Below are 15,337 nucleotides of genomic sequence, written 5' to 3'. Positions count from 1 at the left end.
TCATGAGATTAGTAACTCATCGGCTAATCTCGGATACCGTCGATTCGGCCGGTGCTAACGCGGCCTCGTGGGGGAATCTGCCGGTTTTTCAGCTCAGTTTCGTGACTTCGAACCGGTCGCCGTACTGTAAGCGAACCCAGTCGTCGAGTGAATCGTCCAGATTCTGTTCAGTGTCGGCGATGTTCGCTGCCTCGGTGCTGGACAACTGTTGCCACGTTTGCGCTGAATCGTCGAACCCGAGTGCGTGGGCCGTCGAGCCGGTGAGGAGTTTGAGTGCGTAGATGTGCATCTCTCCATCTTCTTCGACCCCACCGTAGGGGACGACGTACAGGTGGTCACTGTCGTTGAGTTGTTGGATGTCAGCTGATCTGACTGGTCGGTGTGGAAGGTGAGCAATGGCTCGCATACGTACCCGAACGTGACAACGTATCTTAGCAAGTCTCCGACTAACTCGTCGTTCGGGTTGTTATCGAGTTCGAATCAGGCGTCGGATGCGTGTACTGAGTGGGAGTGTTCGGTTCTTCGACCGAACGCGGATGCGACCTGTGCCGAGCAAGGCGACGCCGAGGAGGTAAAATGGGATTCCGACGAGGGTGTCGATGACGACGATGGGAAGCCATGGGTGGATGATGTAGAGGGAGTAGAGAACGGACGTGGGAAGGATGGCGATGTAGCGATGTTCGACCACGAAGTACCGGACGTATCCAGTTTCGTCAGGTGCCGTCAGCGTTACCGGCACTGCAACGTCTGCGTTGGGTGCGACGTTTACCGTGGTAGATGTGACTGCAATTCCGTCACCGTTGGTGTGGAGGAATGAGACTACAGGAAAGAGACCCGTATTTTCGAGGTTGTACGTCGTCTCTTCTGACGAACTGACACCGATGACGTTCGTCCCTGGCGTGTCGTGATTCGAACTAACGAAGTCGTACATGGTTGCCCCCGAGGGAACGACCATTGCTGCTGTTACAGCGAGTACAAAGAGGCTAGCCATCACGAGCGCGACAGTTCGTACTTCTGTTCCTCCGTTCTGTGTCCGCTTTCGCTCACGGCCCGTACTGGTGGACGTCTTCCACACGTCCCACAGATAGATGAACGACGCCGCGACGACGCCCAGAAGTGCGAATGGAAGGTTACTATTCGATTCGAACCCGACGAATCCGCTGACTGCGTCTGAGAGCGCCCCCATCACATCGTGCAGCCCGGTAATCACCGTCCCGAGGTGCGGAATCACGACGACCTCGCCACCGACTGTAAGTACCTTCGCAACAATCTGTGTCTCACTGACCAGTGGCTCTCCCGCTGCCTGGTCGAGCGAGGGGTTTGCATCTCCTTTCGTCGTGTATCCGTTCGCTGTCTCACTAGCGAGACGATGCGTCGTGAGGCCACCTCCATTGAGTCGCTCTGCACGGAATACGACGACGTCTCCTGTGTCGAACGACCCGACTAACTCGCTGGGAACCGCGACGAACCCGTCTCCCGGTGAGAGTGCAGGTTTCATACTCCCTGTTTCGACGTACCCGAGTACGACTGGCCGACCGAGTCCTGCGCCGAGGACGACTGAAAGTACGAAGAGAACGATGAGTGCGAAAATGGCGGTTTCGACGAGCCGTGTGGGGAATCGAGTCACAGTGTTTGAGCCTTTGTAATTCGGTAATTGCGGTTGGTTCACCCTCCATCCGAAAAACCGGTGCATCCACCAGCGGACCTATCTCGAACGTCCGGACTGGCGGAGAGGGGTGTCTCTCTTAGTTTCCTCCGATTCCCGACACTTCGATGGAGAGCTTTCCAGACAGGTCGTCCGCGACAGTCGCGTCGACACCAGTCGTGTCGACGTCGATGACGACGTACAGCACTTGACCGGGAGTGAAGTCGACGGGCCCACTCGTCGGCATATTACGTGAGACCGGGTTCGGTGTCGCCAGTTGGTTGTTCGGACATTTCATAAAGCCCCAGTACCCGTTGGGTTGTGGTGGTGAGTACACGCTGAACTTGATGAACGACTCGTTGTCGTAGGTCGTCGCGTTGTCCACCCAACTGTCGTCATCAAGTTCGTACTTGAACACGACGTCGTCGTACTCCGACTCGTCGTTGTTGACGATCTTGAACGCGTAGTCGTTCGCTGGGTCGGTGTGGTCTCCCCACGTGTACAGAGAGTTGATGTTCACACCCTCTCCGTTGCTCCCGGTGAGGTCCATTGCGAGTTGACCGTTCACGAGACTGATGTCTGGGTCGGCACCCGGAACGAGTGCGATTGTCGCATTGTCGTCTGTTTCGACGTTGACAGTCACGGCGCGGTCCGGGATTGTCGCGTTCGAGAATGCACCTGTTCCTACTGCGGCACTCGCACCAGCGGTGAGCGATGCCAATCCGACTATGAATTTACGTCGTTGCATGAGTTTCTCCTTGGTATTCTCCACGCGCCTGCCACCATCGGTCGGAGACGCGTCACTCTCAACATCACTGGGTTGACACGTAGTAATAGACAGACACAAACTGACGCAAAGAGGCTCCCCCGGTTCAACAATCGACCATAGTGATTTGGAAATGGGTCCGGAGGGTCAGAGAAATGGGGCCCTTGAGTTCCAGCAACAGTCCGTTAGGATAGTCTTTCAACGCTAACAAACGTTCCTACCATTGGGTTATTCTTCGACTTTTGACAATACAATGTCTCTAACTAAGCGACTCTCAGTGGACAGTTACATACCAACGGTAGAGGCTAACTGCGGTCTTCACGGGGGGAACATGAACAAATCCAAATCAATAAACGAAGGTGAGTTCCGGACCACACCGGACACGACGTACACGACCATCAGGGCACCGACGCGCGACGACGTGTTCGAGGCCTTGAGTAATCGGCGACGGCGGTACGCCTTACACCACCTGAAGCAAATCGATTCTGGAGGTCCGGTCGAGCTGTCGGACGTCTCGACACAGGTCGCCGCCTGGGAACTTGGGTCGGAGCCGGGGTCTCTGTCGTACGGTGACCGGAAGAACGTCCACACGTCGCTGTACCAGTTTCACGCGCCCAAGATGGACGAACTGGGTCTCATCCACTACGACCAACGTCGCGGAACGGTCGAACTCACAGAATACGGCCAGGAGCTCGACGTCTATCTCGAAACTGTCTCGGGCAGACAGATTCCGTGGAGTATCTACTTCTTCCTTCTTTCTCTGGGTGCGACCGTTCTCGTCACGCTTGCGTGGCTCAACTTCTATCCGTTCTCGGTCGTCTCCGACGTGGCAGTGGCCGAGTTCGTCGCGATTACGTTCCTCTTTTCGTCGTCTGTCTTTGCCTATCACAATCGCTATTCGATGCGAGTTGGAAACGAGGGACCACCGCCGGAGGTTGACGACTGATGCGACTTCGAGCAATCGTCGTGGCTGTCGTGTTCGTCTCAGTCCTCGCGGTGACGGCCACTGGCACACAGAGTCTCAGCACGACGCAGTTGGAGCGTGGCACGACAGTGAACGTCGCCCCCGACGACGTGGCAGCGCTCGGGTACGCTGCGGAGGTAGACGACGTTCAGAACCTGATGGTCCAACTAACCAACACCGTCTCGAGTGACCAGTCACTGGACGTGGTTGTCGAGGTTCACGACAATGGCGCTTCGACCACCAAGTCGGCGACGATCGAGCACGGTGAGGCCCGCCAACTCGAATTCGCCGACGTGTCCTGTGATGCGACCATCGACGTAGTGGCGAAGGGGCAGGCGATTCGAATCGAATTCACCCGACCAGTGCCATGCGATAGCTCGAACGTACAGGGAACCGAAGACGACCAAGTTGGCGAAGGTGAGAACGAAGACAGCCAAGGAGAAGTGCAAGAATAGACGACGAGTTACGCTGTTCCTCTTTTGACTGGTCCCACCACGCTCCGACGACTGCCGACGAATCACGTTCGCAGGTCGCCACCGACGCGAATTCCTATATGCCCGGCCCCCCTCGAACGCGATATGAGCGACGCCGACCGAACCGCGGCCGTCTCCCGCGAGACATCCGAGACGACCATCGACGTCACACTCACCGTCGATGGAGACGGTGACGCCGCCGTCGAAACCGGCATCGGATTCTTCGACCACATGCTGGAGGCCTTCGCCAAACACGGGCTGTTCGACCTGACGGTCCAGTGCGACGGTGACCTGCACATCGACGACCACCACACCGTCGAGGACGTGGCAATCGTCCTCGGAGAGGCGTTCACGGAGGCGCTCGGCGACAAACGGGGCATCGTCCGCTACGCCGACCGAAAGGTCCCGCTGGACGAAGCAGTCGCGTCCGTCGTCGTCGACGTGTCTGGTCGCCCCTTCTTCGACTTCTCCGGCGACTTTTCCCAACCGTCCGTCGGTGAGTTCACGAGCGTCATGGCCGAACACTTCGCCATGTCGCTGGCGATGAACGCAGGGCTCACCTTGCACGCCAGTGTCGAGGGAGAAAACGCCCACCACGAAGTCGAAGCGCTGTTCAAGGCGCTCGCACGCGCACTCGACGATGCGACTCGGGTCGACCCACGTCGCTCGGATACGCCGAGTACCAAAGGAAAACTGTAACTCGTTTTTCAGCGGGACGAGGACGGGCCGCGCTCAGGGCTTTCGGAGTGTCCCACCGTCGTCGACGAGAAGGCCACGTTCGACCGCGTAGTCGAAGATATCTGCAACCTGTTCGTCGTCTAAATCGTAGGCGTTCGACGCCAGTGCTTCGACGTCGGCGCGCTCGACGGGGAACTCGCGGTTCTGGAGGATACGAACGACCTTTCTGAACTTCGGTGGCTCCGTCAGGGTGTCGTCGGCAGCCGATTCCGTCGTGTCCGATTCGTCGGCACCGTGGTCTTCGGGTTCGTCGTCGTTTGTCGTCGACCCGTCGTCGTCTGCCGTCGACCCGTCGTCCGCCACTAACTCGTCACCAAGCGTGTCAGCCAAATCGTGGTCGGCCGATTCCGACGGTGATGGAGCGGCGTCGACGGCGCTCACATCGACCGATGCGACACCCCCAGTCGATTCGTCCGCGCTCGTCGTCGTCGCGGATGCACCCAGCTCTGCCGGGGGGTCGTCTGGAACTGTTTGGTCGTCAGACTGTGTCTGGCGGTCCGACGAGCGGTCGGCATCGACACCGAGTCGCGTGAGAAGCGGCGAAATGACGTCGGTCAGCGTCGCTTGGCAGTGGTCACAGAGGACGACCCGTTTCTGGTCTTCGGCCGGTGTGAGTGCCGGTGGCAGTACCTCGAAGACACCGACAGCGCCAGTGCCGCAGAAGTCGCACGTGCTCAGTTCGCGCATGGTCCACGCGTCTTCGCCACGACGGTTAAAGCCTCGTGCCGAACCTGTACTCGTCCGAATAAACCGAGATACGCGTGGGCAACTTCGTCGCATCTCCGACACACCACTTAATGTATCTGGCCGTAAATTTGCGAGACGACGAATGTTCGACGAGATTATGGAGAAGTTCGAAGGCAGTCCGAGCCAACAGGCTGTCATTCGACTGCTCTTAGAACGCGGATTCTCCGTGAACGACCAGGGACGGGTCGTCTCCGGCGGTATCGAGATTCCAAACACTGGCATCGCCCGTGAGGCGGGAGTCGACCGACGAGTCGTCGATTCGACGACAGATGCCATCCTCGCAGACGAAGAACTGCGACGTATCTTCCAGAACATCTCTTCGATTCCGAGTCTGATGGACCTCGCACCAGTGCTCGATCTGTCTGTGCTCACCGTCGAGGTCGCGAACGCCGACGAACCCGGAATCGTCGCAACGGTCACCTCGAAACTCGCCGATGCCGGCATCTCCATCCGCCAGACGATAAGCGAAGACCCCGAGTTCACCGACGACCCGAAACTCTACATCATCACCGACGAGGCGATTCCCGGTGAGTTGCTCAACGAACTGTCGAGCCTCTCGTTCATCAGGCGGATTACGATCGCGTGACCGGCCGAACGTGCCTGTTCGATTGTGTGAGTTTCTGTCAATTAATGAATAAGATTCATATGTCATTTCCCGCTACTGTATCGTATGAGTCACGCTCGCAGTTGCATGTGCTGTGACACGCAGGTTTCGCGAACGCGCCATCTCTGTGGAGTCTGCATCCAGAACGGGTGTACGTCGTACGCGAACGCCTGCGGGCAGTAATCTGCGGCCCTGTTACCGGCCCGGTGCGAACGCTTTTGCATGCCGCGACGCCAACTCGCAGTCATGACTGACGCCTACCGTACCGTTGCGGAGCGGGCCGAAGCGCGATTCGAGGTGCAAGGGTCGGAGTTTATCGGCTACATCTCGCCCGCGGAGACGGTCGAAGACGCGGAGGCGTTCATCGACGAAATCGAAGCACTGCATCCGGATGCGACACACAACGTCCCCGCCTATCGTGTCCCGGCAGGGGGAGCGTCGTCGGCCGTTCCCGGCGGTGGAACCGTCATGCTCAGAGAGTACCAGAGCGACGACGGTGAACCGACCGGGTCGTCGGGAAAACCCGCCCTCAACGTCCTCGTTCAGCAGGACGTTCGCAACGTCGTCGCAGTCGTGACCCGCTACTACGGCGGGACCAACCTCGGCGTCGGCGGCCTCGCACGGGCCTACTCCCGTGCCGTCAAAGAAGCGCTCGACGCGGCCGGAATCGTCGAAGAGATTCCGCACGAACGGTTCACTGCGACGGTCGAATACGACGACTCGGGCAGTGTTCGCGGCATCCTCGAATCGACTGGTGTCGAGTTCGACGCCGACTACGACCAGCGCGTCTCGTTTTCGGTTCGCGTCCCCGTCGCCGACGCCGACAGTCTGCGTGACAGACTCCGGAGTGCGACGAGTGGCCGTGTCGAAATAGAATAACCGGACGCGACGGGAGTCGCGCAGAATGAACGCGAACCGACGTTAGTCGGTTGGTTCGGGCGACCCTGCAGGAGTCTCGCGCTTTCCTTGTTCTGCTTCGCGGCGGTTCTTCAGTGCGAGTGCACCGAAGAGGATGCCACCTGCGAATCGCATCGCGAGGTCGACGGTGACCGTGTTGGGAACGGCCCCGACGAGGCCGAGTGCGCCGCCGAGGTCGAATACGGCGTTCAACACCAGTGCCGGTGCCATGAGCAGGAACGCTGCGACGACGAACAGACCGCGCTCGACGCGACTCACGCGACTGTAGAAGTAGCCGATGACCGTCGCACCCAGTGCGATGACACCGATGAAGACACCCAAAACGGGAATGACGACTTCGGGGATGAAGTACCCGATGTCGGCGACATCTGCTCCTGTGATGACGGCGGCTTGCTCACCACGGCCGCGAAGGAGCAGGATGCCCGGTGTGAGCGCGAACGCGAACGGGACGATTGCCTTGTTGAGTGACAGCGAGAACGCCTGGACCCCGGTCTGGAACGGGTCAGACCGGGCAATCCCAGACGCGGCATACGCTGCCACTGCCACCGGTGGTGTGATGTCTGCAATCACCCCGAAGTAGAGGATGAACAGGTGTGCTGCCAACAGCGGGATATCTGACGACTGGGCAATCGCCGGGCCGAGTAGGGAGACGAGGATAATGTACGTCACCGTCGTCGGCATCCCCATTCCGAGGATGATAGAGGCGATTGCGGTAAAGATCAAGAGCAGGACGATAGACCCGCCTGCGACTGCTTTGATGAGTGCCGTCAGGTTCGGACCGAGACCCGTCGCACTGACGACGCCGGGGATGATACCCGCGGCGGCGACGGCGACGACGACTTCGGTGGACGTTCGGGCACCCGAGTCCATCGACTTCCCGATGAACGTCACGTAGCGGAACGCGTTGACGTCCGCCAGCGACGGCCGGGAGACGGCCGAGGCGATGCTCTGGGACGCCTCGTCGACAGCGTCGTCAAATTCGACCAGGGTCGAATCGAGACCCGGTCGGAGAATCATGATGACGAGACTGACGAAGATGGCGATGATACCAAGCTCGCCACCGGCAGCGAGAACTCCGTCGACGATGCCCATCGGTTCACCACTGACACCGGTGATGGCGTCGAGAGCGCCGACACCAGTGATGGCGTAGGAGGCGGCTTGCGCGAGGAAGACGAGCAAGATGCCGCCGATGAGCGGGATACGCGTCCGTTTCGTGTACGCTGCGACGACCGACAACAGCGCCATGATGGCGATGAGCGTGAACCACGCCGACCGGGCGACTGTCAGTCGCTCGACGAGCAGGTAGAACAGCAACAGGACGATTGGGATGAGGTAGAACCACCCTCGTTTCAGGTGTGGTGCGATATCGACGACTTCGGAGCGGTCGAGTCCACCGATGTCGGCCCGTGTCGCTTCGAGGTGGACCATCACCCAGACACCGAAGAAGAACACGATGGCCGGAATCGTCGCTGCGATGATGATATCGGAGAACGGGACGCCGATAAACTCTATCATCAGGAAGGCGGCCGCACCCATGACGGGCGGGAGAATCTGCCCTCCAGAGGACGCAGACGCTTCGACTGCACCCGCGAACTCAGAGCGGTACCCGGATTTCTTCATCAACGGGATGGTGAACGCACCGGTCGTCACGGTGTTCGCAATCGACGACCCGGAGATGGTTCCCATGAATCCGGACGCGAGAATAGACGCCTTCGCCGGGCCACCTTTTCGGGTCCCCGTCGCGGCGTACGCGAGGTCGATGAACCACTGGCCAGCACCGGACATCTCCAGGAACGCACCGAAGAGGATGAAGATGTAGATGAACTGCACGGAGACGGTGACGGGAATCCCGAACACACCGTTTTCCGTGTTGTACCAGAGGTTCTGGATGATGTTCGGCCACGTCCCTTGCGGGATAGAGAGGACGCCGATGAGCGGTGTCGACGGCGAGATGATGTACCCGTATCTGGCGTAGACGATGAACGACGCGACGATGAGCGTCAGGTAGAACCCGAGCGACCGTCGCGTCGCTTCGAGCACCAAGAAGACGCCGACGATGCCGAGGAAGAACGGGTACGACACGTCGGCAAGCGGGATGCCGAGCGCACTGATTGCCTCGGCGAGGATTCCGAGCGGACCGAGGTACTCCGCGACGCTTCGACCTGCTTCGAGGCCGAAGATACGGAGTTGCTGAATCTCGCTCCACTCCATCACCATGTACAATGCCGTCGCCGCGGCCAAGACCATGAAGAGAACGTCGAGTACCGTCACACGCTCGCGTTCAGGGTCGACAACGAGCCATCGAACGAACCGCCGGACACTGTCTGCGGCACGCGTGAGGAGGTGGTCTTCACCTAAACTCGACGCGAGTGACGGAACGACGCGGCCGAGACGCGTCGCAAACGCGCCGTGTCCGGTCGTCGCCGGAAAGAGGATGAACGCGAGGATGAGTGCGAAGGCGACGTGAATCGAGTTCACCTGCAGGAGCTGGAGTGCTCCCAGCGACACCTCGCCCACGAATGGGAGCGTCGCAGTGAAGTCGAACCCACGCGCTGCCAACCACATCTGAAACACCGAAAAGGAGATGGCGATGAAGGAGGTGACGATTGCGGCCCACCCGGTGAGGGTCCGCTTTCGGTCGATGCCCTCCAGCATCTCCTGTGCTTGTTCCTCGGAGATTTTCTCGTCAGAACTCGCGGCGTCGTCTGAAGTCGTCTCTACGTCTGTTCGTTCTCCCTCACGGTCGTCGGACGACTCTCCACCGTCAGTTCGAATCGGTGGCGAGCCGGGTTCGTCTCCACCCGTGTGGTCGGACCGTGGGGCAACACTTCGGTCAGTGGGGTCGTCGCTTCGACCCTCGTCGGATGTTCTGTTCGTCATTTTCAGTGGAGGGCGGCGTCGAGGACCGACTGGTTAGTGACGTGTAGGCGAACTGAGCGCGCATCGGAAAGCGCCACGAGGTCGTACGTACTCCCACGTACGTGGAGTTTGTGGCCCGCAATACGGCCGGGTTTGACGTACACTTCTTCCCAGCTTCCCGGTGGGTCGAAGACGTACGAGCCGTTTTCTTTGTGGACCTCAGCGTAGGCTGGGAGCCCCCACCCGTACGACTCGAACTCCATTCTCGTCATCTCGAGTTCACCATCTCGTACCGTGTACTCGTCGAGTACGCGTGTCTTCTCGACACTATGGTTGTACTCGATGGAGACGGTAGTATCTTCCTGAACTGGGACTGTCAGCAGCGCTTCACCTGTCTCAGCGTCCTCGACGACGAGAACTTGCCCGGCAGGGACAGCGGCGCTTCCTCCGACAGCGAGTGCTAAAACGAGTGCTGCAACGAGTAACCGTGTGCGATTGGAAGCAAGCATCGAAAGAGTTGGTTGGGTTGGTATACTGCGAAACCTGAGAGTCGAGCAGGCGATTTAGCCGAAGTAGGCCTGAGCGCCGGGGTGCAGGTCGATGGACATGCCGTCCTGAGCGGTCTCTTTCGAGATGAAGTCCGTCTTGATAGTGAGTTCGTCGACGTTGTCGAAGATTGCCGCAGTGACGGCTTCGACGGTCGCGTCAGGCTGCTCGGCGTTGGTTGCAATCATCGCCTGGACCGAGACGGTCGGGGCGGGGCTCTCGAGGCCGTAGGTGCCGGCCGGAATCTCGTCGTCTGCGTAGAACGGTGCTGCGCCCTTGACGGCCTCGCGGTCGTCGCCGTCGACGGGGACGATGACGACGTCTTCGGTCGCGGCGAGTTCCTCGATGGCGCCGACTGGCCAGCCACCGACGACGAACGCAGCGTCGATGTCGCCGTTCTTCAGCTGGTCGGATGCCTGCGAGAAGCCGGTGTTCTGCTCGTTGTAGTCGGTGACACCGAGTGCTTCGAGAATCTGGTTGGCGTTGACCTGCGTCCCGGAACCGAGGTCACCGGTGTTGATGGTCTTGCCCGAGAGGTCTGCCGGCGTCTCGACACCCGTGTCGGAGAGGGTGACGATATGAATCGTCTCGGGGTAGAGCGTCGCGACACCACTGAGGTTCTCGATGGGGTTCCCTTCGAACGCTTCGATGCCCGTGCCGTTCTTTGCGAAGTACGCGACGTCGTTTTGAATCAGTGCGAAGTCGGCGTCGCCGCGGGCGAGACTGCCGACGTTCTCGACGGATGCACCAGTCGACTGGACCTGAACGGTGAAGTCGGTCGATCCTTCGATGACGGACTTGAACTCGTTCGAGAGCGGGAAGTAGGTCCCACCCGTTCCGCCTGCGTGCCACGAGAGACGGGTCGAACCGCCGTTTCCGCTTTCGGTGGTCGTCGTCTCTTCGCCACCGCTTTCGGTGGTCGTCGTCTCTTCGCCACCGCTTTCGGTGGTCGTCGTCTCTCCGTCACCGTCGCCACCGCCGGTACACCCAGCGAGGCCAGCGAGGCCAACTGCGCCTGTTGCGGCAATAAACTGTCTGCGGTCAAGTTTTCGAGTCATACAGTACCATTGGCATTAATCGATATATATGGCTGTTCATCTCATAACGTTAAATGTGTATATTTTCACATTATGTACCATAAATTATTATTCACTATCTGGTTAGGAATACGTGAAATGCCAACATAGTACAAGTGTGACAGGATAACTAGTCAAATGTCAACACGTCTGAGTTATGGTGCTACCTGTCAGCTCTCCTTGCTCAGTGTTGCCTGTCTGGTGCGACTCGACCCGAACTAGAGGGGGTGGGCAGCGTCAGACGTCTTCGTGTCCTCGAGTATGTTAACAATTAACACGCATCTTGCTGAGGTGTGGTTCGGGACCTTCGGGTCGAACGGAATACGACCACTGTCGAGCGTTTTTCGACCCGAAGAGAAGGGGTTAGCGGAGATTCGACCGACACCTCTCGGACGCCGGGGTCCTGGCGGTGAGCACTGGCTACGAAACGACGCAAGCGCGGTCTCGTCTGGACCGGAGATGCCCTCAGTCGATGATTATCTCCGAGTCTGTCGTGCCGGAGTCCGACTTCTTCGGCGACATCTTCTCTTTGTATCGCGTTATCCAGTCGGCAAAACAGGTCGGGCAGAGTCGCTGATTGTCGACCGTCGAGCGGTCGACTTGCAGGCGCACGTCCCGCGCGAGTGCGTCTTCGACCGACTGACTACAGCTATCGCACGGGTCGCTCATTGCAGACTCCCTCCACACGTCCGAGTGTCGTCCATGATTCGGAGGTGCGCGGGTGGTAACTTAGTCGTTACCCGCGTTCGAGTCGAACTCCGTCGCTCCGAACCGGGGGTGCGACAGGGCCGCCGCGGAGACTGGTCCGAATCTAGGTGGTTCGAAACGCGCGGTCACCGGCGTCACCGAGGCCCGGGACGATGTAGCCGTCCTCGTCGAGGTAGTCGTCTATCGCGACGGTGAGGAGGTCGACTTCGGGGAACTCGTTGCCGACGCGGAGGAGTCCGTCGGGTGCCGAGACGGCCGAGAGGACGAACAGTTTCTCGGGGTTGACGCCCGCGTTTTCGAGGACGTGGTCGAGGACTTTACACATCGTCGACCCGGTGGCGAGCATCGGGTCGGCTACGATGACCGTGTCCGCTTCGGTGATTTCGGGGAGTTTCACGTAGTCGATGGTGATGGGGAACCCGCCGTCTTCGTCCATGCCTGCTTCTTCGTCGCGGCCGGCGGAGATGACGCCCTGCTTCGCGCGCGGGAACGCCTTCAGGAGTCCTTCGACGAACGGCGTCGCGGCACGCAGCACGTTGATAATGACCACGTTGTCGAGGCCTTTCACACGCTCACCGGTCGTCTCCTGCAGCGGCGTCTGGATGGTGACGTACTCGGTCTCCATCGCACCGTCGATAATCTCGTAGCCACAGATACGGCCGAGTTTGACGAGGCCTTTCCGGAAGGCGACCTGCGTCGTCTGGACGTCTCGGAGGCGCGAGAGGGTGTCCTTCGCCAGCGCGTGTGTGATGAGGTACGCGTCGTCTCGGTCTTCGATGGGCATCTTACCGAATAAGCGGATTCCCGAAGGACATAAATGCGGCTATCGGCCACTAGCGGTCCCCTGCGGGTAGTTCACGAGTGGGTCGCGAGAGTGTCTCACTGCGACGGGAGCGGGCTGCGTTATGTACTCGCTACGTCGAGTGACTGCGGACAGATACCGACCGCATCGAGGGCGACAGCATCGAAGACGACAGCATCGAGGACGGTACTTCTCACGAGATGGGTGTGCTGTGTATACCTATGTCACAGTATGACGTATAGGACGGTATGCAACTGCGGAACCGCCACGGAAAAGGCGTCGACCCAGTCCCGTTCTTCGTCGTGGCCTCACTGGCGTTCATGTTCGTCATCTCGTTTGGACCACTCTACGGGACACTGTTTGGGGCGTCTATCGGGATGGGAATCGTTGGGTCTCTCGTCGTTTCTGTTGGGTGTTGGGGCCTTGCGTACTACCGATTCGTGTGGACTGTGGACCCAGAACTCCGTGGTGAGATTCCGGTGAGCGAACGCTTCAAGAACCTCGGCTACGCCACGCTGGCGTTCTTCTGCCTCCTCGTCTTACTGATGCTTCCCATCCTCTACCAGATACTCTACTGAGTGGTTCCCTCGTTCGAAGGCCGCCGTGAGGACGCTCGTGCACGCCCGGTGACCAACCGGTACGGGATTTAAGAACTGGGCAACTGAGCCGAAACTATGGGGTTCGCTACCACACTCAAAGAGATGCTCATGGCCTCGAACCAGTCGGCAGACCGGTCTGGGAAGGGGCGCGAGTCGAAAGGCGGGTACTGGTGTCACGACTGTTCAGAACGTATTCTCGACCTCGACGTCGAGGGAGACGCTCCGCCGTCGTGTCCATCCTGTGGCGACGACATGGAGTTCGAACGGTCGCCCGGGAGCACCGGGTGTGCCTGTTAGAGTACTGTACGTTACTTCGTCACGACGTAGGTTATCGCCGACAGAATGAGTGCCAACGACGCGACGTTGACGAACGTGAACGCTGCGAGGTCGAGATACGACAGGCCGTAGATGACGACGGTTGCGAAGATGGACGAGAGGATGATGTTCATCACGAGGACGACGCGCGGGTCCCCTTCACCCCATTCGATGCCACCGGTTTCTTGGTCGCTCATTGGGTTACCTCCGGTTCAGCCAGTGGTAACTCTGTCCCCGCCTCGACAGGGTACCGGTTGTCGCTCACGCTGGCACCCGGCTCGAGCAGGGCGTCGTCGAGCGCGTCAACGAGCGCCGCCTCGTCCATCCCGCGACCGATGAAGACGAGTTCGGTCCGTTTGTCGCCGTACTCGTCGTGCCAGTCGATTTCGGGGTGGTTGCGACGGTAGGTGTCCTGTTCGAACTCCGGCAGTGACGCAATCCACGGCCCGCTGGCGGTGACGTACGCCGACGGCCCTGCCTGACTGTAGGTGTATCGAACGTCTTCGGTGCCGGCGATCCACAGCGACCCTTTGGACCGAACGACCGACGTGGGAAGGTCACCGAGGACGGCCGCCACACCCTCGGGGTCGAGTGGTGCTCGCCGACGGTAGACGAACGAAGTGATGCCGTAGGTCTCCTCCGCGTGCGAGACGACGCTGTGGTCGTGTTCGTCGCCATGGCTGTGATGGTCGTGGTCCTCACCATGGCCGTGTTCGTCGCCATGCCCGTGTTCGCCGTCGTGATGATGGTCGTGCTCGTCACCATGTCCGTGCTCGTCCTCGTCGTCTTCGGTGGCTTCTGCTTCGAGAACGGCCCGCCATCCGACGGGTGCGTCGGGGTCGTGGAGGTCCGACAACAGGTGGTCGATGTCGACCTTCCCGTTGGTGGTTTCGACCACGTCGATGCTGGGTCGGAGCGCCGAGATGACCTCGCGAACCTCTGCGATTTCCTCGTCGGTGACGAGGTCACGCTTGTTGAGGACGACGAAGTCGGCGCTCTCGACCTGTTCTACGAGGAGGGCAGACAGCGGTTGGACTGACCCGTCGCTGTCTTCGGCGACGGTCCGTTCTGGGTCGCCGCCGACGAAGGTATCCGCGAACAGGCGTGCATCGACCACGGTGACGAGACCGGCCACGTCGTATCGGGCGGCCGCACGCGAGGTGACGAATAACCGAGCGACCGGACCGGGCCTCGAGACACCTGACGCTTCCACGACGAGGTGGTCGAACGACCGCTCCTGTGCGAGTCGGACGACGGCCGTCTCAAGGTCGTCCTGGAGTTCACAGCAGATACACCCGTTCGACAACTCCGTGACGCCACCGCCGACGGTGAGCTCCGACTCCTCTGCGACCAACTCGGCGTCGACGTTCACCGACCCCATGTCGTTGACGAGGACGGCGATGTCGTGGTCGCCAGCGTTCGTCAGCAGGTGGTTGAGAAGCGTCGTCTTGCCCGCTCCGAGGCTCCCGCCGAGTACGGTCACCGGAATTGCCGCTCGGGAATTCATGGGCGGCGATTCCTCGTCCTCGTATATGAAATCGTGGGTCGTGTGGTGAGAACCCAAATACCACACGGAT

General features: G+C 59.9%; 18 protein-coding genes. 7 read left to right on the top strand and 11 right to left on the bottom strand.

The features are described from left to right. Positions 1–88 precede the first annotated feature (88 nt). The 3 genes from ACK3SC_RS00270 to ACK3SC_RS00260 form a co-directional block, all read right to left on the bottom strand. Positions 89–406 (bottom strand): hypothetical protein, encoded by a 318-nt coding sequence (locus ACK3SC_RS00270; RefSeq protein ID WP_416838127.1) that lies wholly within the window; start codon positions 404–406, stop codon positions 89–91. Between the two features lie 60 nt (positions 407–466). Next, entirely contained in the window at positions 467–1,627 is a 1,161-nt protein-coding gene (locus tag ACK3SC_RS00265; RefSeq protein WP_416838126.1) for a S26 family signal peptidase, read from the bottom strand. A 118-nt stretch (positions 1,628–1,745) separates the two neighbouring features. Then, a complete protein-coding gene (locus ACK3SC_RS00260; RefSeq protein ID WP_416838125.1) occupies positions 1,746–2,393 on the bottom strand; it encodes a hypothetical protein in 648 nt (215 codons plus the stop codon). Positions 2,394–2,742: 349 nt separating this feature from the next. Between ACK3SC_RS00260 and ACK3SC_RS00255 the strand changes: the two genes are divergently transcribed. The 3 genes from ACK3SC_RS00255 to hisB all read left to right on the top strand — a co-directional run bounded on the left by ACK3SC_RS00255 (position 2,743) and on the right by hisB (position 4,547). Next, on the top strand, positions 2,743–3,357 hold the full coding sequence (locus tag ACK3SC_RS00255; RefSeq protein ID WP_416838124.1) for a hypothetical protein: 615 nt from the start codon (positions 2,743–2,745) through the stop codon (positions 3,355–3,357). Continuing rightward, entirely contained in the window at positions 3,357–3,830 is a 474-nt protein-coding gene (locus ACK3SC_RS00250; protein WP_416838123.1) for a hypothetical protein, read from the top strand. Before ACK3SC_RS00255 ends, ACK3SC_RS00250 begins: the two co-directional genes overlap by 1 nt. A 123-nt stretch (positions 3,831–3,953) precedes the next feature. Then, entirely contained in the window at positions 3,954–4,547 is a 594-nt protein-coding gene (gene hisB, locus ACK3SC_RS00245; protein WP_416838122.1) for an imidazoleglycerol-phosphate dehydratase HisB, read from the top strand. Positions 4,548–4,580: 33 nt separating this feature from the next. Here the strand turns inward: hisB and ACK3SC_RS00240 are convergent, their stop codons facing one another. Further along, complete coding sequence (locus ACK3SC_RS00240; protein ID WP_416838121.1) at positions 4,581–5,273, bottom strand: hypothetical protein; 693 nt, start codon at positions 5,271–5,273, stop codon at positions 4,581–4,583. Positions 5,274–5,415: 142 nt separating this feature from the next. Here ACK3SC_RS00240 and ACK3SC_RS00235 point away from each other — a divergent pair, with 142 nt between their 5' ends. Continuing rightward, positions 5,416–5,919, top strand: coding sequence for an ACT domain-containing protein (locus tag ACK3SC_RS00235; RefSeq protein ID WP_416838120.1), 504 nt, complete (start codon positions 5,416–5,418; stop codon positions 5,917–5,919). 264 nt (positions 5,920–6,183) lie between these two features. After that, complete coding sequence (locus tag ACK3SC_RS00230) at positions 6,184–6,816, top strand: IMPACT family protein (RefSeq protein WP_416838119.1); 633 nt, start codon at positions 6,184–6,186, stop codon at positions 6,814–6,816. 42 nt (positions 6,817–6,858) lie between these two features. Here the strand turns inward: ACK3SC_RS00230 and ACK3SC_RS00225 are convergent, their stop codons facing one another. From ACK3SC_RS00225 to upp, 5 genes are all read right to left on the bottom strand, one after another. Beyond that, complete coding sequence (locus ACK3SC_RS00225; RefSeq protein WP_416838118.1) at positions 6,859–9,735, bottom strand: TRAP transporter permease; 2,877 nt, start codon at positions 9,733–9,735, stop codon at positions 6,859–6,861. A gap of 2 nt (positions 9,736–9,737) precedes the next feature. Beyond that, the gene (locus ACK3SC_RS00220; protein WP_416838117.1) at positions 9,738–10,223 is read right to left on the bottom strand and encodes a DUF1850 domain-containing protein; all 486 of its coding nucleotides are present in this window, start codon (positions 10,221–10,223) and stop codon (positions 9,738–9,740) included. Between the two features lie 54 nt (positions 10,224–10,277). Further along, positions 10,278–11,318 (bottom strand): TAXI family TRAP transporter solute-binding subunit, encoded by a 1,041-nt coding sequence (locus ACK3SC_RS00215; RefSeq protein WP_416838116.1) that lies wholly within the window; start codon positions 11,316–11,318, stop codon positions 10,278–10,280. A 483-nt stretch (positions 11,319–11,801) separates the two neighbouring features. Next, complete coding sequence (locus ACK3SC_RS00210; RefSeq protein WP_416838115.1) at positions 11,802–12,005, bottom strand: hypothetical protein; 204 nt, start codon at positions 12,003–12,005, stop codon at positions 11,802–11,804. Positions 12,006–12,147: 142 nt separating this feature from the next. Then, positions 12,148–12,828 (bottom strand): uracil phosphoribosyltransferase, encoded by a 681-nt coding sequence (gene upp / locus ACK3SC_RS00205; RefSeq protein ID WP_416838114.1) that lies wholly within the window; start codon positions 12,826–12,828, stop codon positions 12,148–12,150. A 266-nt stretch (positions 12,829–13,094) separates the two neighbouring features. On the opposite strand from upp, the gene ACK3SC_RS00200 reads away from it, so the two are divergent. After that, positions 13,095–13,424, top strand: a complete 330-nt coding sequence (locus ACK3SC_RS00200) for a hypothetical protein (protein WP_416838112.1) — start codon at positions 13,095–13,097, stop codon at positions 13,422–13,424. 96 nt (positions 13,425–13,520) lie between these two features. Next, positions 13,521–13,742, top strand: a complete 222-nt coding sequence (locus ACK3SC_RS00195) for a hypothetical protein (protein ID WP_416838110.1) — start codon at positions 13,521–13,523, stop codon at positions 13,740–13,742. An 11-nt stretch (positions 13,743–13,753) separates the two neighbouring features. Here the strand turns inward: ACK3SC_RS00195 and ACK3SC_RS00190 are convergent, their stop codons facing one another. Continuing rightward, positions 13,754–13,957: a hypothetical protein gene (locus ACK3SC_RS00190; protein ID WP_416838108.1), complete on the bottom strand. Its 204-nt coding sequence runs from the start codon at positions 13,955–13,957 to the stop codon at positions 13,754–13,756. Then, positions 13,954–15,267: a CobW family GTP-binding protein gene (locus ACK3SC_RS00185; protein ID WP_416838106.1), complete on the bottom strand. Its 1,314-nt coding sequence runs from the start codon at positions 15,265–15,267 to the stop codon at positions 13,954–13,956. Before ACK3SC_RS00185 ends, ACK3SC_RS00190 begins: the two co-directional genes overlap by 4 nt. Positions 15,268–15,337: the final 70 nt, after the last annotated feature.

It is taken from the genome of Haloferax sp. DFSO52, assembly GCF_048158745.1.
Taxonomy (GTDB): Archaea; Halobacteriota; Halobacteria; order Halobacteriales; family Haloferacaceae; genus Haloferax.
The sequence above is the reverse complement of the archived record's forward strand: the minus strand, read 5'-3'. Positions and strand labels throughout refer to the sequence as shown.

Excerpts from the sequence above, each read along its gene's own strand:
- ACK3SC_RS00215 (WP_416838116.1), bottom strand. The coding sequence starts at position 11,318 with ATGACTCGAAAACTTGACCGCAGACAGTTTATTGCCGCAACAGGCGCA.
- ACK3SC_RS00190 (WP_416838108.1), bottom strand. The coding sequence starts at position 13,957 with ATGAGCGACCAAGAAACCGGTGGCATCGAATGGGGTGAAGGGGACCCG.
- upp (WP_416838114.1), bottom strand. The coding sequence starts at position 12,828 with ATGCCCATCGAAGACCGAGACGACGCGTACCTCATCACACACGCGCTG.
- ACK3SC_RS00185 (WP_416838106.1), bottom strand. The coding sequence starts at position 15,267 with ATGAATTCCCGAGCGGCAATTCCGGTGACCGTACTCGGCGGGAGCCTC.
- ACK3SC_RS00220 (WP_416838117.1), bottom strand. The coding sequence starts at position 10,223 with ATGCTTGCTTCCAATCGCACACGGTTACTCGTTGCAGCACTCGTTTTA.
- ACK3SC_RS00240 (WP_416838121.1), bottom strand. The coding sequence starts at position 5,273 with ATGCGCGAACTGAGCACGTGCGACTTCTGCGGCACTGGCGCTGTCGGT.
- ACK3SC_RS00225 (WP_416838118.1), bottom strand. The coding sequence starts at position 9,735 with ATGACGAACAGAACATCCGACGAGGGTCGAAGCGACGACCCCACTGAC.
- ACK3SC_RS00260 (WP_416838125.1), bottom strand. The coding sequence starts at position 2,393 with ATGCAACGACGTAAATTCATAGTCGGATTGGCATCGCTCACCGCTGGT.
- ACK3SC_RS00255 (WP_416838124.1), top strand. The coding sequence starts at position 2,743 with ATGAACAAATCCAAATCAATAAACGAAGGTGAGTTCCGGACCACACCG.
- ACK3SC_RS00195 (WP_416838110.1), top strand. The coding sequence starts at position 13,521 with ATGGGGTTCGCTACCACACTCAAAGAGATGCTCATGGCCTCGAACCAG.
- hisB (WP_416838122.1), top strand. The coding sequence starts at position 3,954 with ATGAGCGACGCCGACCGAACCGCGGCCGTCTCCCGCGAGACATCCGAG.
- ACK3SC_RS00270 (WP_416838127.1), bottom strand. The coding sequence starts at position 406 with ATGCGAGCCATTGCTCACCTTCCACACCGACCAGTCAGATCAGCTGAC.
- ACK3SC_RS00230 (WP_416838119.1), top strand. The coding sequence starts at position 6,184 with ATGACTGACGCCTACCGTACCGTTGCGGAGCGGGCCGAAGCGCGATTC.
- ACK3SC_RS00235 (WP_416838120.1), top strand. The coding sequence starts at position 5,416 with ATGTTCGACGAGATTATGGAGAAGTTCGAAGGCAGTCCGAGCCAACAG.
- ACK3SC_RS00200 (WP_416838112.1), top strand. The coding sequence starts at position 13,095 with ATGCAACTGCGGAACCGCCACGGAAAAGGCGTCGACCCAGTCCCGTTC.
- ACK3SC_RS00210 (WP_416838115.1), bottom strand. The coding sequence starts at position 12,005 with ATGAGCGACCCGTGCGATAGCTGTAGTCAGTCGGTCGAAGACGCACTC.
- ACK3SC_RS00250 (WP_416838123.1), top strand. The coding sequence starts at position 3,357 with ATGCGACTTCGAGCAATCGTCGTGGCTGTCGTGTTCGTCTCAGTCCTC.